Below are 21,409 nucleotides of genomic sequence, written 5' to 3' on the forward strand. Positions count from 1 at the left end.
TTGGGTAAGTATAGAGAAAAATAAGATTTACGAAACCCCAAGCTGCAATTATAACGAAACAACTTGGCATTGCTGGTAGGTGATGAGCCGCAATAAGAATTGGTAACTTTGTGGTTTTAGGAACGAAACGTATAGAAAACGCCGCGATGAGATAAAAAGCCCTGCCATGCAGGGCTTCACCGGCTTTAACCATCTGTGGTAATTTGGCTGATCAGCTCTTTTTCTACCTGCTCGGCCATTTCAAGAGCAATTTGGCACGTTCCAGCCGCTTGATGGCCTCCACCACCATATTTGAGCATTAATCCGCCCACATTGGTTTTAGAGCCACGATCAAAAATAGATTTCCCCGTAGCAAACACGATATTTTGCTTCTGAAAGCCCCACATTTTGTGAATCGAGATATTACACTGGGGAAATAAGGCATAAATGATAAACCGATTCCCAGCGTAAATAATTTCTTCGCCCGTCAAATCAAGAATGACAAGGTTTTTATAGACTTTGGCACAACGTTGAATCTGCTGTTTAGATAGAATTTCATGCTCACGGTACAAAGTAACGCGCTCTTGAACGTCCGGCAGAGCAAGAATCTCAGCAATGGAGTGGTTCGCACAGTAGTCGATAAGATCCATCATTAACTGATAATTGGAGATACGAAATTCATGGAAGCGCCCTAAACCTGTTCTTGCATCCATCAGGAAATTCAGTAAATTCCATCCCGCAGAATCAAGCACTTCATCCCGAGTAAACTGCGCGGAGTCACCTTTGTCGACAGCAATCAGCATCTCTTGCCACTGAGAGGGAAACGTATCTAGTCCGCCATAATATTGCCATACTACATGCGCGGCAGACGGCGCGTTTGGATCAATAATATGATTCGGCCTTTCACCTTGATTGCGAATAGTTTCCGATAGGTGATGATCAAAAATTAAGTGAGCATTAGCGACGTAAGGCAGGTTAGTGACAATGTCACGCTCTGTTGTCGTCACCTTCCCATCTTGCATATCCTTTGGGTGAACAAACACGATCTCGTCAATTAGGTTGAGCTTTTTGAGTAACACGGCACAAACCAGCCCATCAAAATCGCTGCGTGTCACTAATCTAAATTTACTTTCAGCTTGTTGATGCTCAGACATAGACAATTTCCTTATTAGCAGTCATATCACTGCTCGGCGTGGGTTTAAGCAGTGTTTTGTATATCAGATCCTGAGTTAACACCTTCTAGGTTTACCAATGCAGGTGGTATGTTTTCATTTTAGACGCCATCGTCTTTTTAACAAACTTAACATAATGGTTTTCAAACATTATTCAACACAGCGCATCATTTTATTGAGCAAATATAGAATAAAGTAATGAGGAATGAAGACTGCTGTTACAACTAGGGAATTGGAGGTAAGAAAAAGCCAGCAACAAGTGCTGGCTGTTAGGTTGAGCTAAGAAGTAAGGTATATCTATTTACGTTTATCCTGCACGTACTTTCGGCTCACATCAACAAGCGCTACATCTTTAAAGAAACTACGACCAAGTAACAGTGGGTAAGTCAGATGTGTACGATCGGCAAGCGTAAATTCGGTTCTCTCTTTGAGATCACCAATTTCAATCCAAGCGACAACGACAGCACGTTTTTGTGTACCCTCTGCACTGGATTGCCGAATTCTGACCCAGCGTTCAACAGGTAAACTTATCTCATCACTTTTGATGTCATCGTGTTCAATCCTGAACTTGACCCAATCATTTCCATCGCGTTCAAAAGCAACAACATCCACGGCACTAATTGAAGAGGTGGCCGCCCCGGTATCGATACGCGCTTTGAAGCTTTCGTTCAAACTCGGCACATAAACCCACTCTTTTTCGCCCAAAATAAGCTTACCATCAGAGGTTTTTTTGGCCTTCACCACAACTGGCTCTTTTGAGGGTTTTTCAACCGGTTTTTGTGCCTCAGTATTTTGTTGTTTTGGCTCTTCAACTTTTGGCTTTTGCTCTGGTTGTGTTGAGGTTTGGTTTAGCGTACTACATGCCATCAAACCAGTACTCAACATTAAAAGAGCAATAAGTTTCAAGTGTTGTTTCATTGACCCACCTAATCAAACTGATAAATATTTAAGAGACATTCACTATGGCTTGAGCAACATACGGAATATGTTGTTCTGATAAGCCTGCAATGTTAATTCGGCCATCACCTACCCCATAGATTCCATATTGATCACGTAGCTGAGCCATCCGTTCTGGAGTAAAGCCTAGCACAGTAAACATCCCTTTGTGACTTTCGATAAAATCGAATTGTGAAGTATTGTGCTGATTTCTCAAATGATTACACAAGGTTTGACGCAGGTTTAACAAACGCTGTTGCATTTCACTTAACTCTTGCTTCCAAATCGCGGTTAATGCTTGATTTTGTAAAATAGTTTTCACCAGTGCAGCACCATGATCGGGCGGCATAGTGTAGGTCGAACGGGCTAACGTTAGTAATTTACCTTTTGCATTCGCTACATCTTGTGCGTTTTTACCGACAACAATCGCGGCACCAGTTCGTTCTCGGTAGAGACCAAAGTTCTTTGAACAAGAGGTGGTGATCAACATCTCTTCAACGTTGTTTGCCATAAAACGCAGCCCTTTCACATCCTCTTCAAGACCTTCACCAAACCCTTGGTAGGCAACATCAACAAAAGGGATGAAGCCATTTTTCTGCGCAAGACTGGTGATCGCTTGCCATGCGGCGAAATCAATATCCGCGCCAGTTGGGTTATGGCAGCAACCATGGATAAGCACCACATCTTTTGGCCCTGCTTGCGATAAATCATCAAGCATCCGTGCAGTATCGACTTGTTTAGTCTCGCGACAGAAGTAAGAATAATATTTCACTTTTAAACCCGCCGCTTCCATCACAGGTTTATGATTGACGTAACTTGGGTCAGTAATCCACACCGTCGTTTCTGGTTGTGCTACGTGCATTAAGTCACCGAGCATACGCAGCGCACCACTTGCTCCGGGCGTTTGAATCGCAGCCACACGATCAAGCACTGAAGTGCCAGACAATAATAAGTTCACCATGCTTTGGTTAAACTCTTCACACCCAGCAAGCCCAACATACGATTTAGTGGTTTGTGTGGCAATCACGTGCTCTTGCGCTTTGGCAATGGCGCGCATAATCGGCGTCTCTCCTTGGCTATTACGATAAACGCCAATGCCTAGGTCAACTTTTTCGCTGCGAGGATCGTTGCGGTATGCAACCGATAATGAAAGTATTGGATCGAGTGTTGGTGTTGGTAAATGTGAAAACATGAAGGTCACAACCCTTTGAAATTCAAGTAATGACCTTCAAGTTAGCACTAGATACATAATTTTTACAGTTTAAATTGATGGATTATTTGATTGGCACTGCCTCGCCATTCTAAGCTTGGATCGGCTTTATCCTGTTCAAATTTTCCATCAATCAAGACATCAACATATTCAATGACTTGTCTTTGAGCATCACTGAGTTCGTTTAGGGTATATCCCGTCCATAACCAGATATCTTTCCCCACACATTCAGCCTTTACTCGTTTAACCAACTGCAAAATAGAAGCAAGGTTTTGCGGGTGTAAAGGATCGCCACCCGACAAGGATAAGCCTCGGCGCTTGATGCGCATGTCGTTCAAGTCGGTGATGATCTGCTGCTCTAGTTGCTCATTGTAAGTGTGGCCAGAATGCAGCGACCAAGTCCCTTTGTTGTAACATCCTTTGCACTGATGTTCACAGCCGGAGACGAACAGCGTACAACGCGTCCCCGGGCCATTCACAACATCAATCGGATGATATTGGTGATAATTCATGCCAACAGGTTACTCACTATCACTTACAAGTGTTTAACGCGACGTTTAACTTCTTCTTGTTTACCGAAGTTAAACGGACGAGCATCTGGGCTACCAAGGTAGCCACACACGCGGCGGGTTACGGAGACTTTGGATGAGTCGTGATTACCACATTTAGGACAGGTAAACCCTTTACTCGTACACTCAAATTCGCCAGTAAAACCGCATTCATAGCACTCATCAATTGGCGTATTGGTCCCATAATAAGGGACACGGCTGTAACTGTAATCCCAAACGTTTTCAAGCGCTTCGATGTTTTTCTGCATATTCGGAAACTCTCCATAACAGATAAAACCACCACTTGAAACCTCTGGATATGGCATCTCAAAATCAATCTTATCGTATGGATTAACTTTCTTTTGCACATCCAAATGGAAGCTATTAGTGTAATAACCTTTATCCGTTACGCCTTCAATCACACCAAATTCTTTGGTGTCGATACGGCAGAAACGGCTGCAGAGATTCTCACTTGGCGTACCGTACAAACTGAACGCGTAACCAGTTTCTTCCGCCCATTGGTTAACGGCCTCTTTCAGGTATTTAATGATATCTAACGCGCGATCTCGCAGTTCGCTATCATCATAAACATGTGTATCACTGCCATAGAGCGCGGTAATGGTTTCGTGCACACCGATGTAGCCCAAAGAGATAGATGCTCGGCAATTTTTGAATATATCGGCAATAGAATCATCGGCTTTTAATCGAACACCACATGCCCCTTCCATATACAAAATAGGTGCGACGCGTGCTTTGACTTTTTCAAGGCGGCTGATGCGAGTTTCTAAAGCACGGCGAGCCAGTTTTAATTTTTTATCGAGTAATGTGTAGAACTGTTCAATATTTCGGCCCGCTTTCAGCGCGATACGAGGTAAATTGAGACTGACTACCCCCAAATTATTCCGCCCTTCGTGAATCAGCTCACCACCTTCTTCATAGGTATTTAAGAAGCTGCGACAACCCATTGGGGTTTTGAATGAACCAGTCACTTCAACTACTTTGTCGTAGTTGAGAATATCCGGGTACATGCGTTTGGTCGCACACTCTAATGCGAGTTGTTTGATGTCATAATTTGGATCTTCCGCTTTATGATTTAAGCCATCTTTGATGGCAAATACCAATTTAGGGAATACAGCCGTTTTACGATTTTTGCCTAAGCCAGCAATGCGATTTTTCAAAATCGACTGTTGAATCAATTTAGAGGCCCAACTGGTCCCTAGACCAAAGCCGAAAGTGACAAACGGAGTTTGCCCATTAGCGGTATGCAAAGTGTTGACTTCATATTCAAGTGACTGGAATGCGTCGTAGCACTCTTTTTCTGTACGGGACATAGCAAAGGCTTCGGGATGATGAATATCCCACTCTTTTGCTATTTCTAAATGTTTGTCGTAACTGGCTGTCACATAAGGTTCAAGCACTTCATCGATACGGTTGATGGTGGTGCCGCCGTAAATATGGCTCGCAACCTGAGCGATAATTTGCGCGGTCACTGCAGTGGCGGTTGAAATTGATTTTGGCGTATCAATTTCCGCATTACCCATTTTAAAGCCATGAGTGAGCATGCCTTTTAAATCAATCAGCATGCAGTTAAACATTGGGAAAAAGGGAGCGTAATCCAAGTCATGATAGTGGATATCACCCTCTTCATGCGCTTGCACAATATCACGCGGTAAAATGCGGGTTTTAGCGTAGTGTTTCGCCACAATACCAGCCAGTAAGTCACGCTGCGTTGGGATCACTTTGCCGTCTTTATTCGCATTTTCATTGAGCAGATCGGCATTACTTTCTTCGATAAGGCCTTCAATCTCTTGCGTCAAAGCACTTTGCTTTTCACGCGCGATATCACGATCGTGTCGGTACTCGATATATGAACGAGCTAATGCTTTATAGGGCCCTTGCATTAGCTCGTTCTCTACTAAGGTTTGAATCTCGGCGATATGGACTTCATCGTAATCTTTGAGCTTCAGTTCTACCGCCAACGCCACATTGAGTGCGTAAATAGCGATCTCTTTATCAATATGTTCAGCTGCACTTTCCACGGCAGATTGAATGCGATCACGGTTGAACGGGGCTCTCGATCCGTCACGTTTGATTACGATAGGTTTCACCATTTCTCCTTACCCCTAGCATACTCACAGAGTTATCCACAAATACACTATATAGAGCAGTTTATTATCCGACTGACACAATATATTGTGGTGCATTTAACGAAAACTCCCAACTCAGGGTATTGATTTGGATCAATAAAAACCGAGCATTGAACAAGATCAATGCGATCTTGGAGTAGTAGATCTCACTTAGAAAAGAAACGATGAAAATTGCAAATTTTTGATTTTTCCTCTTGAAATTTCACCGAACCTTATAGGCTAAGCCTTCGGATTCGATCAGTGAGGTATTGCGATGTTAAAATCAAAATGTGTATGTCGATTAACAGCAGAACCGCCCTAAATGGCAAGTATTAACTCATCAATTAAGGAATCATTGCCCGCTAAGGAGCGTGATTTTTCGCTAGCCTTCACTATATAAGCACCGGTTTCATGCGTTGAAACTGACAAACACTTACGCCGATCAGACAATTCATTACAATCAATTTACTCAATAACCCTCTATGATTACACCCATTCAGACGTTCAATATTTTAAGTAAAAGTAGTGCCTTATGTTATTTGATATACGTTCAATTGTGCTTAATGCAATCCAGAACCATCTCCATAAACCTGCTCTTTGGGTGGATAAGTGCAGCTACACCTACCAACAAATGACCGCAATTGCTTGCGCTTTAAATAAGCAGTGGCAGTCACTTTCCATTACTAATATTGCTATTTTGTCGCAGCGCGACCTCAGCGCATACGCCGCTATTTGGGGATGCTATTTAGGCGGTAAAACGTATATCCCATTGAACCAACGGCTGGCCTCGAAACAAATCATAGAAACTCTTGAAGAGACAGGTTGCACCGCTCTAGTGATTGATAAACACCAATTACACCGTCTTTCTGACATTCTTGAAATAGCCCCTATCCATTATCAGATATTTTGTTTATCTGGAGTTGATGCCTGTGAGATAAGTGCGCGATACCCCGATCATGAGTTCTATACTATCGACTCAACAGAAGATGACTTTTCATTTTGGAAAACGCAATTGACCGCTCCAGACGGAAGCCGTTACGCCTATATTATGCAAACTTCGGGTTCCACAGGAAAACCAAAACGAATAGCGGTCAACTACGATAATCTGCACAGCTATTTGGGGAATATTTACCACAGATGGCCCATGACAAGTGATGATCGTGTTGCTCAATTCTCTGACTTAAGTTTTGATCTTTCAGTGCATGATATTTTTTGTGCGATGATGTCCGGTGCTTGCTTATATAGCCTTCCTGAATTGGTTAAATTAAACCCTGTCGGATTCATTCGCCATCACCAATTAACCGCTTGGTTATCGGTCCCAACAGTCATTGAGCTCTGCTTGCAGCGAGATAATCTCGTCGAACACTCAATGCCTTCATTAAGGCTAAGCTTTTTCTGCGGGCAAGCGCTTCTCCCTGAATTGGCTTATCGGTGGGAAATGGCGACGGGGTGTGCGGTGATTAATCTCTATGGTCCAACCGAATGTACCGTAGCCGTAACCTCTCATCTATACCAATCATGTGATGATTTGCACTTCAATAGCGTTCCTATCGGAAATAGCTTTTCCGATCATCAACTTGCCATCATTGATGAAGAACAACAATGGCACCGTATCACTAATACGCTGGCGAACACTACCGGTGAATTATGCCTATCAGGTCCACAATTAACCGAAGGTTATCTCAATGATAAAACCAATACCGCTAAAGCTTATTTTTTAAAAGACGGTATACGTTGGTATCGTACCGGCGACCTAGTTTCAATACGCGATTCTCACCTCATTCATCTAGGACGACTGGATCACCAAGTTAAAATTGCAGGGCAACGTGTGGAATTAGGAGAAATAGAAACCATCGCCCGTCAGGTAACACAATCACACAGTATTGCCATTGTTCCTTGGCCATTGAGCCCGTCAGGTTATGCTAGCGGCACCGTCGCCTTTGTCAGTAAACCAGAGCAATGGCAACCCAATCAATGGATCTCGGAATGTAAAAAGAAATTAAATCCAATTTTTGTTCCGAAAGAGTGGTACATACTCGATAAATTACCTCTCAACATCAATGGCAAAACAGACATAAAAGCATTACAAAAACAGCTAGAGACACAAATATTATGAATATTGAACAATTTATTATTGATAAGCTTGGCATAGATAAGTCAGAAATAAATGAGCGTAAATTAACTCGATTTTTTGATGAAATAGATTCTTTTGCTTTTATTGATCTTATCGCCCAAGTAGAAAATCAGTTTAATATTTTCGTTGATTTAATGGATATCACCTTCGATCAAAAAGCCAGTGTAAACGAAGTTATTGAATGGTTTACTCAATATGCCGAGAATTAAAATGCGCCACTTGATATTAAAACACCTCGTCACTGTTATTTTCTATCTGCCTCTCTCTTTTAAAGTAGCACTTTGTCATTTAGGTGCAAAAATATTAGCGAGAAAAAAAATGCACATAGCCCAACAAGGGCTATCATACGCATTACCCGCTCTGAATGATCAACAACAAAAAATAATTGCTGAAGAGGCTGCTCTTATTTCCCTCAAAAATCTGGTTGGGTTTTGTCACCACGCTCATTATGCTTATGAAATTATTGACCAATCCGCTTTTAGCCACATTGCTAATGCGACGACTGGAGGCATCATTATGTGTCCACACATGGGGGTTTATGATGGAGTAACTTGGTTACTTAACCAGAAAGGCATTCGAACAAAAACTATTTTTGGTGCAGGTAAGTCTGGCGATCGTATCGATGAAAATATCATGATCACTCAGGCTGCTCACTTAGCTAAAATTCCACATCTTTTGCGCCAAGATAACCTGTTGATTGCATTACTGGAGCAAATCAAACAAGGCTACTGGATTGTACTGCATATGGATATGCGTACTAAAGGTGTCCCCGTCGAATGGTTTGGTCAAAAAACAGAACTCGCACCGACTCCTTTTTTTCTAGCTCACAAACTAGGATGCCCTATATATTTTCACTATGCTTTAACATCAGGAAATATACAGAAAATGTATTTTTCTTCCTTTAAGCTTGCACATGAAGGTACATTAAGTGAAAAAATAACAGAAGATGCTCAGCACCTAGCGAATACAATGGAATTCGTTATTAGAGCACATCCAACCCAATGGATATGGCAATATAGAAGATGGAAGTAAAGGCTCTTTTTATTACATACCTTTCAATACGACGATTTTATTGATTCAATAGTACTAACAATCGCTCTATTTTTTCCTAATGCCTTTGCTTCATACATTAAATGATCGGCATCATTTAGCGTAACTTGATCGGGAACCGTATCGTAATGAACACCACCTAGGCTGATACTCAGTATCAGCCGTTGGTCCATTATTGATAATGGCCGCTCATAGACTCTTTGACAAACTAGCTCAGCTTTACGTGAGCTTCTTCAAAATTATGTTGAGTTAAAATAATGCCGAACTCTTCTCAACCTAAACGAGCAATAAAGTCATTATTGGATAACTTTCTCTGTACATGTCTAACCACATGAATAATGGCTTGATCTCCCACTTCATGACCAAACTGATCATTGATTAGCTTAAAGTTATCAATGTCAAACACCAATAAGGTGAAAGGAACAGGAGTTCCTTGCAATTCTGCTATCTTTGATTGGAAGTGTCGGCGATTACTGATTTTTGTTAGCTCATCAGTTTGCGCCAATTTCTCTAGCAAGTGGTTTGCTCTCTCTAAATCGATGGTTTTATGTATGACTGCGCGTCTTAACATCAAGATGTAAGTACAGAGAACCATCAGAGCTACGCTAATGATGATCGGGATAAAATATTTTGGGTAAACCTTTTCCATGTAGATCCAGCGACTAAATAACTGCATTTTAGAAGCATCAGATACCTTATCTGTCGCATTTGCGAGCTTCTGCCAAAGAACGTCATTGCCCTCTTTCACCCCAAAGCGCAACGGCTCAGAATAGAGAAACTTAACTGGCACATATTTTTTCTGGCTATTTTCTGTAAACATAAAGAGATTAGCGACTTGATAATCGCTAATAAACCCTTCTAATTTTGCACTGGAAGCGGCATACAACATATCTTCATTCGTGGCAAAGTAGACCAAGTTTAATTTAGGTAAATATTGAGCTGCGTAATACGCCTCATAGCCACCCAATACAACGCCAACCTTAATATCGACTTCACCTGAAAATATTTTGTCAAAATCCGTACCGAGTAAGTGTTGATCTAAGAATACGTGCGTCTCGATCGCCATAATTTCAGGTCCAAAATCGAGGAATAGATCTCGCTCAGGTGATTGAATTAGACCCGCATGAACATCGGCTTGCCCATGTTTAACCAGCTCTAGTGATTCGTTCCAGCTTACTAGTTTAAATTCAACATCGAACCCGCTTTGCTCAGCAACGACTTTCCAATAATCGACTAAGATTCCGGCAGGCTCTCCTTGCTTATTAATATACGAATACGGTTTCCACTTGGCTGAGCTTGTAATGACCAGAGGTTGAGAAAGATCATGCTCGCTGGAGAGTGGTTCACCGACTTCTGCCGTAGAAGCGATGACTGGAAGCTGCAGCGCCAATACAGCCATCACTCGAGAAAATATCATCAATAACGCAGATTTCAGTTTCATGTTTTCCTAACTGGGGAGTTTAGTTGACTCAAACACGATTAAGCTTGCACCGCTTTTCTTGTTATGAAACACCTTTAGTTATAATCATAGCGAATTTATCCGTAATCTACCTATTTAAAACTGCATTTTTAATATCCATTGCCTGCTGACATTTTAAAGCTGACAAAAAGGGCGCTGACTACTCAGCGCCCTTTTTATAGTTAGAGCAAGGGAATAGTTAGAACAGAAAGATCAATGACGCATAACCGTATAATACAAAACAGGAATAACCAATAAAGTTAAGACGGTAGAAACAAAGATGCCGAAAATCAGGCTAATGGCTAAGCCATTAAAAATGGGATCATCTAAAATAAATACCGCCCCGATCATGGCCGCTAAAGCGGTAAGCATGATGGGTTTAGCACGAACAGACGCAGACTGAATAACCGCTTCGGAAAATGCCACACCTTCCTCAATCTGCTGATTAATGAAATCAACCAGCAAGATAGAGTTACGCACAATAATCCCTGCTAACGCAATCATCCCAATCATCGACGTGGCAGTGAACTGAGCACCAAGTAACGCATGGCCGGGCATGACGCCGATAATCGTCAGTGGAATTGGAGCCATAATGATCAACGGAACAAGGTAGGACCTAAACTGCGCGACAACCAGTAAGTAAATAAGGATCATCCCAACCGCGTAGGCAATGCCCATGTCGCGGAATGTTTCATAAGTGATCGTCCATTCACCATCCCAGAAGATTTCGACACCATTTAATCCTGTAGGTTGGTGGATATAATACTGTTCCACAGGTAGACCAAGTGCATTGATGTTGAACGCCATTTCAAACATACCGTATAAGGGGCTGTCTGTTTCACCCGTCATATCCGCCACCACCATCACCATTGGTAACAGGTTTTTATGCACAATGTAGTCATCCATTTGAGTTTGGCGAATAGTGACTAAATCAGACAATGGATATGCACTGCCCGCTGTGCTCGCTACTTTCATGTTCAACACTTGATCTAATCGGACTTTGAAGTTTTCACTAGCTTGCACTTGAATCGGGATCGGGTACTTGCTGTGCTCACTGTGCAAATAGGTGATCGGCTTTCCACCGACGGCCGTCGCCAAAGCATCAACTATCGAAGCATAAGGTACTTGATAGTGTGACGCTTTGCTGCGATCAATCACTACTTGCCATTTTTGATGCACTTCCGGTAGATACATATCGATATCGACAATATCCGCTGTTTCGTGGAAGATCCCGCGTAGCATCCTTGCCGCTTGTGCCCGAATGTCATGTGTCGGACCATAAACTTCTGCTAAAATAGGTGACCAAACGGGTGGCCCCGGTGGAACTTCAACGACTTTGACTTTACCGCCAAATCGGCTGGCAACCTCATTAAGCTTGGGGCGTACCTCACTTGCAATCGTATGACTATCTTTATCGCGCTCTTTTCGCCCTAACAGGTTCACCTGAATATCGCCTTGGTTGGCTTGATTGCGCATAAAATAATGACGCACAAGGCCATTGAAGTTGATCGGTGCGGCTGTACCTGCGTAAATCTGATACCCACTGACTTCAGGCACGCTATTTAACACCGCACCAAGTTCAAATAAAACGCGTTGCGTTTTCTCAAGCGACGCCCCTTCAGGCATATCCAATACCACTTGAAACTCTGATTTATTATCGAAAGGCAGCATTTTTAAAACCACGGCCTTCGTGATTGGCAATAATAGGGAGCCAGCAATAAGCGCAAATATCGCAAGCATCAAGAAAAGCCGGTTACGTCTTTGTGCAGCGGAGACCACGAAAGGATTCATGATTCGGTGAAAGATGCCTTGAGTTGATTGAGATTGTGCTTGATGCGATGAAGGCTTAAGAAACTTGGCCGCTAACCAAGGTGAAAAGACAAATGCAACCGCCAATGAAATCAGCATTCCCATCGAAGCATTGATGGGAATTGGGCTCATATACGGGCCCATAAGCCCAGAGACAAAGGCCATTGGCAACAGTGCGGCAATCACGGTTAAGGTGGCAAGGATTGTAGGTCCACCCACTTCATCAACCGCCGTAGGAATGAGATCCGCCAGTTTGCGCTTACCTAACGCCATATGACGGTGAATATTTTCCACAACAACAATGGCATCGTCCACTAAAATACCAATAGAGAAAATTAACGCAAAAAGCGAGACCCGATTGAGTGTAAAACCCCATGCCCATGATGCAAACAGTGTCATCATCAAGGTGACAATAATAGCCATACCGACCACGATAGCCTCACGCCATCCCATCGCAATAACCACCAAAATAACGACTGCAATGGTCGCAAAAATCAATTTGCCGATCAATGTATTGCTCTTATCGGCGGCGGTTTTCCCGTAGTCACGCGTGATTTCAACACTGATTCCGTGTGGAATTAACTGATTTTCAAGTTCTGCAACTCGAGCTTCAACCATCTCAGCCACACGAACGGCGTTTTCACCTCCTTTTTTAGCAATGGCTAAGGTAACTGCTGGATAAATACCTTGTTTATCACTGGTCCAAACTTGTTGGGTTGATGTATCAACACCCAATTGAACCGTAGCGACATCCGCTAAATATACCGGTGTCTGGTTATGCAGCCCAATCACCAATTGCTTTACTTCTTCAACTTTTGTTAAAAACTGACCAATTTGGACGGGAAACTGCTGATTTTCATGCGTTAGTTTCAACATTGGAGAGCTGTGGTTCGCCGCAGGAAGATGCTGATTCAGTTGATCTAACGTGATGCCAAAGCTGTTCATTTTAACGGGGTCTAAACGTACATCAACAATAGTAGGGTGGCGACCTATCGTATAAATGTCTCGTGTACCATCAATGCGTTTGAGCTCTGTTTCTAAACCATGGGCCACTTGCGTTAACTGTTGGTTGTCCAAAGTGCCCGTTTTATCGGATAACGTAATGCTGACGATAGGCACATCTTCAATGCCTTTAGGTTTGATGATCGGCTCGCCCACCCCAACGCCTTTTGGCATCCAATCTTTATTGGAATAGAGTTTATTATAAATACGAACCACGGCGTCGTTTCTAGGAACGCCGACATCAAAGATAGCCACAATCATCGCACCATCGGGTTGTGAAAAAGAGTAAATTTTATCAATTCCCTCAATTTCAGAGATGATCTGCTCTGCTGGGTTCGTCACTAAACTTTCCACTTCCGCCGGAGAAGCTCCGGGAAAAGGAATATACACATCGGCAAAGGTCACATCGATTTGCGGCTCTTCTTCTTTAGGAGTAACCATTACCGCAAAAACGCCTATCAGTAACCCAACAATCGCGAGCAACGGCGTCATCGCTGAAGTCTGAAAAGCTTTGGCAATACGTCCTGAGACGCCTAAACGATTATCCATATCACTCACCTACTTGTGTAAATACACGGCTTGCGACCGTATCACCTTGTTCCAAGCCAGATAATACTTCCACATATTCACCATAGGTTTGCCCTAATCGCACTGGATTTAGCAGTCGTTTATCATCAACGATGCGATATACGGCACTCAGTTCTGCTCGGCGAATCACAGCGGTAACAGGAATGAGCATCACCTCACGTTGACCATAATTAAACTCTGTCTTGACCCACATTCCTGGCATCACTTGCCCGAGCTTGTCAGTTTGATCTACACGAGGCAACCCAAGACGGATTTTGAATGTATGTGATTGAGGGTCGGCATAACTGAATAAGCTGTAATCGATTGGGGTTATTTTATCGCCCGTAGGCATAATGACTTGGAATTGAGCAACATTGGTGACTGCAGGCTGATAGCGCTGCGGAATAGCCGTTTCAACACGCAACTCATTGAATGAGAAACCACTGAGCAGCGCAGTACCCGGAACCACCGTTTCACCCAGCTCTACATGTCGCTCCGTCACGACACCATCATAAGGGGCGGTAATATTGGTGTATCCAAGTGACTCCTTCGCCTGCACGACTGCGGCTTTTGCCGCCTTGACGGCCGCAGCAGCACTTCGAGCTTGAGCTTCAGCGCCATCCATTTGGTCTTGTGAAATCGCACCTTTAGGAAACAGCAGTCGATAACGCTTTAGTTGAGCTTGAGCTTCACGATTTCGAGCCTCTGCACTGGTTAACTGAGCTTGAGATGCGTCTAAAGAAGCCGATTGCTGAATAGCGCTGATTTCTAATAGCACGTCGCCCTTTTTAACAAAATCGTTAACGTCGACATACACACCAACGACTCGACCAGAGGTTTGAGCCGCAACTGTCCCTTTGTTAACTGGCTGGACAACACCTTCAAATGCAATCTGCTGTGGTATCTGCTCATAGGTCACGATATAACGATCATCAGCATAGCCAACGGCCCAATAACCGCTCGTGATTAAGGCAATACACGCAATCCAAATTCGCCTTTTCATACCCATCCCTCATGTTGATCGTTACGATTCCACTTGCTTATTGAATTCTAGTTAGATTAAACCGTTTGCGTTTGCTGTTGTTTATTATTCTTAATGCAGATCAACAAATTAGTTGCACCAAGCCCAACCATCATTGAGACAAAGAATAGCCATACCTCAATATTACCCAGTGCAAGGCTTGATAGTGCTGGCCCTGGACAGATGCCCACTAATCCCCAACCTAACCCAAAAATCGCAGCACCAGAGATAAGCCGGGTATCAACACTGCGAGTCGTCGCTAAACAGAATTTTTCTGCGTTTATAGGCTGCTGTCTTGCTTTAATAACGATGAAATAGGTCGGCATAAAAACGGCCAATGCACCTCCCATCACAAACATTAAGCTTGGATCCCAAGCACCAGCCACATCCAAAAAACCTACGACTTTGGCTGGATTGGCCATTCCTGAGATAACCATACCCGCACCAAACAAAATACCTGCCACTAACGAGGTTAATCTAAACAACATCTGATTCATTTTGACTCACTTATAGAAGATGAAGGCGTACAAACACAGTAATGGCAGCAACGCCCATGAAGGTACCTGTCGCCGCAATAGAGCGAGTGGATAGTCGACCAACACCACAGATACCATGGCCACTGGTGCAACCATTTCCTAATCGAGTGCCTACCCCAACTAATAGGCCAGCAAGCGCCAAAACACCGTTATTAAAGTTAAAAGTTTGCGGCACTTGTGCATTTAAAAACCAAACGGCAATAGCACCACCAGTTACCATGCCAAGTGCAAATAACAAACGCCATGCAAAATCACGCGTTTTAGGCGTCATCAATCCCGTTAATACCCCACTTATCCCAGCAATTTTGCCGTTAAACAGCAACATGAGTGAAGTTGATATCCCTAGTAAAACACCACCTAACAACGATTCCCAAGGAATAGAAAACAACATTATTTATCCTTTTAACCTATGACAAATGAACTAATTACAAAAAACGGTCTGCAAACTTTGAATAAGCTGTACAACCCGCGGATCCGATAGCGAATAGAAGACTTGCTGTGACTCCTTTCTTGCTTTGATCATATTTTGCTTACGAAGCACGGTTAAATGTTGCGAAAAGGCTGATTGACTTAACATCGAGCTTTGCTGCAATTCTCCAACGCCCACCTCACCATTAATTAACTGGCAAAGCACCATCAAACGCTCAGGGTGGGCCATCGTTTTAAGCAACTCTGAAACCTCTATCGCATTTGTTTTCATTTGCTCCACATTGACTGATGTGATCTCCATCATTCCCCCTTCGCATTGCATTTAATTAGATAATACTAATGAATGAGCTTTAGTCAACGCTTATTTAGCTTATCCAAAATTAGATAAATTAACATTAGACATTGCTAATCAATAAATTTATAGTGACTTTAATTTACAACGGAGGGTAACAACATGACGATTGAAAATGGGGTAAGAATATTGGCGGGCAGCATGGTACTGCTGTCGATCGTTTTAACTGTGTTTGTCCATTCAAACTTTATTTGGCTAACGGTATTTGTTGGAGTGAACTTAATTCAAAGCGCTTTCACAGGGATTTGTCCAGCGGCCTTTTTCTTGAAAAAGCTTGGCCTGCACTGAGGATTTACTTACCTTACCATGCCGCTTTTGTTTAATTTTACTGGAGTAATTTATGACTAAGATTGTGATTATTGGTGGTGTCGCGGGTGGTGCATCCGCAGCGGCTCGTGCTCGTCGACTCAGCGAAGAAGCTGAAATCATTATGTTTGAGCGGGGCCCCTTCGTTTCATTTGCTAACTGTGGCTTGCCATATCACATCGGCGGTGACATCAAAGAGCGCAGCAATTTGCTGCTACAAACACCGGAAAGCTTTTTAGCGCGTTTTAATGTAGATGTGCGCACTATGAATGAAGTGCTGCGCATTAATCGTGCAGCGAAAACCATCACTGTACGCAATCTGCTCGATCAGTCAGAGTACCAAGAAAGCTATGATTTTTTGCTGCTTTCCCCTGGAGCGGGTCCTATTGTCCCGTCGATTCCTGGGATTCAAAACCCACTGACCCATTCGCTGCGCAACATTCCAGATATGGATAAAATCATCCAGACGCTGCAAATGAATAAACCTGAGCATGCAACTGTCGTCGGCGGTGGTTTTATCGGTTTGGAAATGATGGAAGCGTTCCATCACCTTGGTATCAAAACCACGCTGATCGAAATGGCTGATCAGGTAATGACACCTGTCGATAGTGAAATGGCGGGCTTTGCTCATGCGGAGATTCGCGCTAAAGGCATCGATTTACGTTTAGGTGTTGCCTTAAAATCGGTCGAATATAAACCAGCGGCGACGTTACCTAGCACAGAATCGGGTGAAACTCTGGAGCACAAACACATCGAAGGTGAACTGGATCTTGTGCTCAGCAATGGTGAAATACTCACCACTGACATCCTGATTATGGCGATTGGTGTGCGTCCAGAAACCAAACTGGCTGCTGAAGCGGGCTTACAACTCGGTGAACTTGGTGGCATTTGGGTGAACGAACAGATGCAGACCAGCGATCCAGCGATTTACGCCGTCGGCGATGCGATCGAAGAAAAGGATTTTGTTACAGGCAAACAAACGCTGGTTCCACTCGCAGGTCCTGCCAATCGCCAAGGTCGCATGGCAGCTGATAACATGCTTGGTCGTAACGAAACCTATCAAGGAACACAAGGAACCGCAATCTGTAAAATATTCGACTTAGCCGTGGCATCCACAGGCAAAAATGAGAAGCAACTAAAACGTGACGGCGTTGATTACGAAAAAGTGTACGTTCACACAGCCAGCCATGCGAGCTACTATCCGGGCGCTGAAGTGGTGTCGTTCAAAATGCTGTTCGATCCAAAATCAGGCAAAATCTTCGGGGCACAAGCGGTGGGTAAAGATGGCATCGACAAGCGTATCGACGTGATGGCTGTCGCTCAACGTGCAGGTATGACAGTAGAACAACTACAACACTTAGAGCTGACTTACGCGCCACCATACGGCAGCGCGAAAGATGTGATTAACCAAGCAGCTTTTGTCGCGACAAATATAATGAAAGGCGATGCAAAAGCCATCCATTTTGATCAAATCGATTCGCTAAGTGACACGCATATTATTTTGGATGTACGTAATCCAAGTGAACGTGAAAATGGTAATCATCTCAAAGGCGACATCAATATTCCGGTTGACCAACTTCGTCAACGTATGGATGAACTGCCCAAAGACAAAGAGATCATCATTTATTGCCAAGTCGGGTTGCGCGGTAATGTAGCCTACCGCCAACTGGCCAATAATGGCTTTAAAGCACGTAACTTGATTGGTGGGTTCCGTACTTATCTGTTTGCAAAACAATAAAAGATTCAATTGAGTGCTGCTGATGCGGCACTCTTTTTAAGTTAACCGATGTAAACCGCGATTGGCATATTAGTCTGTTCTTCAAGCTCTTTTAATTTCGCCAACAAAGCTGAGTTAATTTGATTGCCAGCGGTCAACATTAAGTTTCCATTGGGTAAGTACAAATCACGCTTAATTTTCATACCCGGTTTCACTTCACTCAAACCAATGCACAATTCTAGGCCATCCTCCAAGTGTTTTAACGAAGTTACTACCATTAAAAAAGCATCCACGACTGTGGGGTCATATAAGGTTCCAGCCTGCTCTTTTATATAACTCTGCGCACTTTTGGTATGCATACGACGTGGATTATTTGGTGATGCAATATAGTAGTCATAATCTTTAACCACTTTAATAATACGTGAACACAAAGGTATTTCTTCACCATGTAAATGGCCTGGCTTACCAGTACCGTCATACAACTCATCTTGGTGGCGAATGATCTCAACTAGTGGTTCAAAGCGCTTAATTCGGCCTAAAATCTCGGCACCTAATACAGAATTGGCATTAGGACTCTGAGGAATTGAGGTTTCTGGATCAACAATCAACTTTTCAAGTTCTTTATCTTTCGCACCGATTAATCCTATTTGGTGCATCAAACCACACAAATAGACATGACTTACTTGGCTTTCAGGTAGTTTTAACCGCTGCGCTACTACCTTCGCTTGGTTGGCAATACGCTCTGCGTGATCGGCTGGGTGTCCCGTTCGATATTGAATGATCGCAGTAACCATACCTAGTATATCTTTAAACGTCTTGTTACGACTTATCAATAAATGTTCTAACTTTTTATTAGATGATTGCAGCTCTAACGTTCTCTCTTTTACCTTCTGCTCTAAATCTTGATTAAATTCAGCCAGCTTACGATTATTGTCCTCCAAGGCTAGATTCACCACTTCGAGCTCGCTATTGCGTTTTTCTAACTCGACAGCCAAATGTTCTCGCTCTTTTGTCAGACGATAAAACTCCGCTGCTTTTGAAACGATCAATTTTAGGTTTTCGTTATCCCATGGTTTGCCAATATAGGTATGAATTCCGCCGGAATTTACTGCCCTGACGGTTGACTGAATATCACTATATCCAGTAAGCAGGATACGAATCGTCTCAGGATATAATTCTTTTGATTTTGCGAGAAAATCGGCACCATCCATCTCTGGCATCCGCATATCAGAGATAATAATAGAGACCTCATGTTGCTCTAAATATTCCAAGGCTTCCTTTCCGCTATTAAAAGAAACTATGTCATAATCTGTACGCAAAACCCTCGTTAGTGATTTTAGAATTTCGCTCTCATCATCTAGCAGCAGAAGGCTAAGTCTATCACCACCAATCGCTATTTTTTGTGCGACATTTTCCATCGTTCCTCCTCCATTCTAGACAAATAACTGACCACGTCGTCTGATGATAATGCCTGACTCACCAAATGCCCCTGGATAATGGAACAGCCCAAGGTTTTCAATTTATCCGCTTGCTCCTGAGTATCAACCCATTCGGCGATCACTCCCATTTCAAGTGATTCAGCACTGTCTATCATTGCCCTCAGAATAACTTCATTGGACGCTGATTTGCCAATTGCTTGAACAAATCGTCCATCAATTTTAAGTACATCGAAAGGCATTTCGCACAGATATTCATAGCCCGCATATCCAGTTCCAAAATCATCCAGTGCACAGCTCAATCCCAACCCTTTCAGTTTACTGAGTTCTTGTTTCGCCTGAATAAAATCCTCAATAAAGTCATGCTCCGTTATCTCTATTGACAAGTTATTCAAACCGCAACTGAGCTTTGTAGTTAGCTTAGTCAATAATTCGTAAAATTGCCCATTTATCAACATGTTCCCAGGCACATTAACACTGATATTTCGATCTTTAATTAGTTTCTGATGTTGTTTGATGAACATCAGTACGTCTTCCAATATTTTTTCGGTCAACACTTTAGTTAAACCATACTGCTCAATTATGGGTAAGAAACTGGCTGGATATTGCCACTCATTCTCAACTGTTTTGCGCCTAGCTAATGCTTCAAATCCACAAACATCACCAGTTACCGTCGATAGTTGCGGCTGATAAAACGCGCAGAAATAGCGTCTATCGATATCGTTTAATACAGAAAATAGCGCCAATAACTCTCGGGATTGAGGATCATTATCGAGCCAGTAAATCGGCAGTTGATGATGCAAACGCACTCGCGAGCGTTCATTAAGGTCAGCAATGGATATATCATCGACTTGATGCAACGATTTAACATCACAGAGCAAAACCGTGTATCTGGTTTTAATAAGATGTGTGTCGACTTCAACAGGCTGAGAGAGCCGCGAACATAGGCGCATCACAACTTGATAACCTTTGGGGCTGTATGGAATGCACATAAACAGCTTATCTTTGTAGCGATATATGGTTTCCGGCTCTGTATTACCATCACTCAGATGCCACGCCAGCGTTTTAATAAATTGATTACCAAGCGCTCCGCCGTATTGATAGTTAATTTCGTCTAAATTAGCAATATTCACCATGACCAAAGCGTATGAGGAGTCACCATGTTTTTTCAATTCGATAATCTGTTCATCTAACGTACGCCGGTTTTTTAAGTTCGTCAGCACATCACTACCTAGCAATGCTTCACGCTCCAATAAACTCAAACGTATGGTTTCAATCAGCTCCTCTCTATCCCATGGTTTTTGGAGAAAACGATGCAATTTCCCTTCGTTCAAAGCACGAGACAAACCTTTGATGTCAGCTTGACCAGATAGAATAATGGTTACAACATGAGGATACTTATTGCGAATATTAACGACCAGCTCTGTCCCATCCATATTAGGCATTCGATAATCAGAAATCACAATTTCGATAGGGTGCCGCTCTAAAATAGTCAGAGCCTCAAGGCCGCTACTCGCACAATGAACCACAGAAAAATGCGGTTTGAATTCACGAGTTAAAGCTTTAAGTACCGCTGGCTCATCATCTACAAGCAGAATTTCTTTATATCGAAACATACAA

At 43.0% G+C, this 21,409-nt stretch carries 18 protein-coding genes; 5 read left to right on the forward strand and 13 right to left on the reverse strand.

Translation table 11 applies throughout. From position 1 onward, the window contains the following. Positions 1-185: 185 nt before the first annotated feature. The 5 genes from NB504_RS03085 to nrdD all read right to left on the reverse strand — a co-directional run bounded on the left by NB504_RS03085 (position 186) and on the right by nrdD (position 5,953). Positions 186-1,133 carry an exopolyphosphatase gene (locus tag NB504_RS03085; protein WP_038148427.1) on the reverse strand — a complete coding sequence of 316 codons (948 nt, stop codon included), beginning with the start codon at positions 1,131-1,133 and terminating at the stop codon, positions 186-188. Positions 1,134-1,448: 315 nt separating this feature from the next. Beyond that, positions 1,449-2,069 (reverse strand): ATP-dependent zinc protease, encoded by a 621-nt coding sequence (locus NB504_RS03090; protein WP_258428248.1) that lies wholly within the window; start codon positions 2,067-2,069, stop codon positions 1,449-1,451. Between the two features lie 28 nt (positions 2,070-2,097). Further along, positions 2,098-3,279: an amino acid aminotransferase gene (locus tag NB504_RS03095; protein WP_258428249.1), complete on the reverse strand. Its 1,182-nt coding sequence runs from the start codon at positions 3,277-3,279 to the stop codon at positions 2,098-2,100. A 62-nt stretch (positions 3,280-3,341) separates the two neighbouring features. Then, positions 3,342-3,809, reverse strand: coding sequence for an anaerobic ribonucleoside-triphosphate reductase-activating protein (gene nrdG / locus NB504_RS03100; protein ID WP_258428250.1), 468 nt, complete (start codon positions 3,807-3,809; stop codon positions 3,342-3,344). 23 nt (positions 3,810-3,832) lie between these two features. After that, on the reverse strand, positions 3,833-5,953 hold the full coding sequence (gene nrdD, locus NB504_RS03105) for an anaerobic ribonucleoside-triphosphate reductase (protein ID WP_258428276.1): 2,121 nt from the start codon (positions 5,951-5,953) through the stop codon (positions 3,833-3,835). A 550-nt stretch (positions 5,954-6,503) separates the two neighbouring features. On the opposite strand from nrdD, the gene NB504_RS03110 reads away from it, so the two are divergent. From NB504_RS03110 to NB504_RS03120, 3 genes are read left to right on the forward strand one after another with little or no spacing between them, the layout of a single operon-like run. Further along, the gene (locus NB504_RS03110; RefSeq protein WP_258428251.1) at positions 6,504-8,087 is read left to right on the forward strand and encodes an AMP-binding protein; all 1,584 of its coding nucleotides are present in this window, start codon (positions 6,504-6,506) and stop codon (positions 8,085-8,087) included. Next, entirely contained in the window at positions 8,084-8,314 is a 231-nt protein-coding gene (locus NB504_RS03115) for an acyl carrier protein (RefSeq protein ID WP_047689730.1), read from the forward strand. The genes NB504_RS03110 and NB504_RS03115 overlap by 4 nt, the downstream gene beginning before the upstream one ends. Next, positions 8,301-9,137 (forward strand): lipid A biosynthesis acyltransferase, encoded by an 837-nt coding sequence (locus NB504_RS03120; RefSeq protein ID WP_309303436.1) that lies wholly within the window; start codon positions 8,301-8,303, stop codon positions 9,135-9,137. Before NB504_RS03115 ends, NB504_RS03120 begins: the two co-directional genes overlap by 14 nt. A 289-nt stretch (positions 9,138-9,426) precedes the next feature. Here NB504_RS03120 and NB504_RS03125 read toward each other — a convergent pair whose 3' ends face one another. The 6 genes from NB504_RS03125 to NB504_RS03150 all read right to left on the reverse strand — a co-directional run bounded on the left by NB504_RS03125 (position 9,427) and on the right by NB504_RS03150 (position 16,300). Then, positions 9,427-10,596: a sensor domain-containing diguanylate cyclase gene (locus NB504_RS03125; protein ID WP_258428252.1), complete on the reverse strand. Its 1,170-nt coding sequence runs from the start codon at positions 10,594-10,596 to the stop codon at positions 9,427-9,429. Between the two features lie 231 nt (positions 10,597-10,827). Beyond that, positions 10,828-13,974: an efflux RND transporter permease subunit gene (locus NB504_RS03130; RefSeq protein ID WP_258428253.1), complete on the reverse strand. Its 3,147-nt coding sequence runs from the start codon at positions 13,972-13,974 to the stop codon at positions 10,828-10,830. Position 13,975: 1 nt separating this feature from the next. Continuing rightward, positions 13,976-14,995 carry an efflux RND transporter periplasmic adaptor subunit gene (locus NB504_RS03135; protein WP_405054800.1) on the reverse strand — a complete coding sequence of 340 codons (1,020 nt, stop codon included), beginning with the start codon at positions 14,993-14,995 and terminating at the stop codon, positions 13,976-13,978. A gap of 56 nt (positions 14,996-15,051) precedes the next feature. Beyond that, positions 15,052-15,510, reverse strand: a complete 459-nt coding sequence (locus tag NB504_RS03140) for a YeeE/YedE family protein (protein WP_013867868.1) — start codon at positions 15,508-15,510, stop codon at positions 15,052-15,054. A 10-nt stretch (positions 15,511-15,520) separates the two neighbouring features. Continuing rightward, positions 15,521-15,940, reverse strand: coding sequence for a YeeE/YedE family protein (locus tag NB504_RS03145; RefSeq protein WP_013867869.1), 420 nt, complete (start codon positions 15,938-15,940; stop codon positions 15,521-15,523). Between the two features lie 30 nt (positions 15,941-15,970). Then, positions 15,971-16,300, reverse strand: a complete 330-nt coding sequence (locus NB504_RS03150; RefSeq protein WP_013867870.1) for a metalloregulator ArsR/SmtB family transcription factor — start codon at positions 16,298-16,300, stop codon at positions 15,971-15,973. A gap of 132 nt (positions 16,301-16,432) precedes the next feature. On the opposite strand from NB504_RS03150, the gene NB504_RS03155 reads away from it, so the two are divergent. Beyond that, positions 16,433-16,618: a DUF2892 domain-containing protein gene (locus tag NB504_RS03155; RefSeq protein WP_017042380.1), complete on the forward strand. Its 186-nt coding sequence runs from the start codon at positions 16,433-16,435 to the stop codon at positions 16,616-16,618. Positions 16,619-16,670: 52 nt separating this feature from the next. Next, positions 16,671-18,374: an FAD-dependent oxidoreductase gene (locus tag NB504_RS03160; protein ID WP_019280889.1), complete on the forward strand. Its 1,704-nt coding sequence runs from the start codon at positions 16,671-16,673 to the stop codon at positions 18,372-18,374. A gap of 41 nt (positions 18,375-18,415) precedes the next feature. Here the strand turns inward: NB504_RS03160 and NB504_RS03165 are convergent, their stop codons facing one another. Next, positions 18,416-19,771, reverse strand: a complete 1,356-nt coding sequence (locus NB504_RS03165) for an HD domain-containing phosphohydrolase (RefSeq protein ID WP_258428255.1) — start codon at positions 19,769-19,771, stop codon at positions 18,416-18,418. Beyond that, the gene (locus tag NB504_RS03170; RefSeq protein ID WP_258428256.1) at positions 19,747-21,405 is read right to left on the reverse strand and encodes an EAL domain-containing protein; all 1,659 of its coding nucleotides are present in this window, start codon (positions 21,403-21,405) and stop codon (positions 19,747-19,749) included. Before NB504_RS03170 ends, NB504_RS03165 begins: the two co-directional genes overlap by 25 nt. Positions 21,406-21,409: the final 4 nt, after the last annotated feature.

The organism is Vibrio sp. RM-69-4, from assembly GCF_024743775.1.
GTDB classification, from domain to species: Bacteria; Pseudomonadota; Gammaproteobacteria; order Enterobacterales; family Vibrionaceae; genus Vibrio; species Vibrio anguillarum.

What these genes read in the sequence shown, in the direction of transcription:
- NB504_RS03085 (WP_038148427.1), bottom strand. Translation starts at nt 1,133, where the DNA reads ATGTCTGAGCATCAACAAGCTGAAAGTAAATTTAGATTAGTGACACGC.
- NB504_RS03090 (WP_258428248.1), bottom strand. Translation starts at nt 2,069, where the DNA reads ATGAAACAACACTTGAAACTTATTGCTCTTTTAATGTTGAGTACTGGT.
- NB504_RS03095 (WP_258428249.1), bottom strand. Translation starts at nt 3,279, where the DNA reads ATGTTTTCACATTTACCAACACCAACACTCGATCCAATACTTTCATTA.
- nrdG (WP_258428250.1), bottom strand. Translation starts at nt 3,809, where the DNA reads ATGAATTATCACCAATATCATCCGATTGATGTTGTGAATGGCCCGGGG.
- NB504_RS03110 (WP_258428251.1), top strand. Translation starts at nt 6,504, where the DNA reads ATGTTATTTGATATACGTTCAATTGTGCTTAATGCAATCCAGAACCAT.
- NB504_RS03115 (WP_047689730.1), top strand. Translation starts at nt 8,084, where the DNA reads ATGAATATTGAACAATTTATTATTGATAAGCTTGGCATAGATAAGTCA.
- NB504_RS03120 (WP_309303436.1), top strand. Translation starts at nt 8,301, where the DNA reads ATGCCGAGAATTAAAATGCGCCACTTGATATTAAAACACCTCGTCACT.
- NB504_RS03125 (WP_258428252.1), bottom strand. Translation starts at nt 10,596, where the DNA reads ATGAAACTGAAATCTGCGTTATTGATGATATTTTCTCGAGTGATGGCT.
- NB504_RS03130 (WP_258428253.1), bottom strand. Translation starts at nt 13,974, where the DNA reads ATGGATAATCGTTTAGGCGTCTCAGGACGTATTGCCAAAGCTTTTCAG.
- NB504_RS03135 (WP_405054800.1), bottom strand. Translation starts at nt 14,995, where the DNA reads ATGAAAAGGCGAATTTGGATTGCGTGTATTGCCTTAATCACGAGCGGT.
- NB504_RS03140 (WP_013867868.1), bottom strand. Translation starts at nt 15,510, where the DNA reads ATGAATCAGATGTTGTTTAGATTAACCTCGTTAGTGGCAGGTATTTTG.
- NB504_RS03145 (WP_013867869.1), bottom strand. Translation starts at nt 15,940, where the DNA reads ATGTTGTTTTCTATTCCTTGGGAATCGTTGTTAGGTGGTGTTTTACTA.
- NB504_RS03150 (WP_013867870.1), bottom strand. Translation starts at nt 16,300, where the DNA reads ATGCAATGCGAAGGGGGAATGATGGAGATCACATCAGTCAATGTGGAG.
- NB504_RS03155 (WP_017042380.1), top strand. Translation starts at nt 16,433, where the DNA reads ATGACGATTGAAAATGGGGTAAGAATATTGGCGGGCAGCATGGTACTG.
- NB504_RS03160 (WP_019280889.1), top strand. Translation starts at nt 16,671, where the DNA reads ATGACTAAGATTGTGATTATTGGTGGTGTCGCGGGTGGTGCATCCGCA.
- NB504_RS03165 (WP_258428255.1), bottom strand. Translation starts at nt 19,771, where the DNA reads ATGGAAAATGTCGCACAAAAAATAGCGATTGGTGGTGATAGACTTAGC.
- NB504_RS03170 (WP_258428256.1), bottom strand. Translation starts at nt 21,405, where the DNA reads ATGTTTCGATATAAAGAAATTCTGCTTGTAGATGATGAGCCAGCGGTA.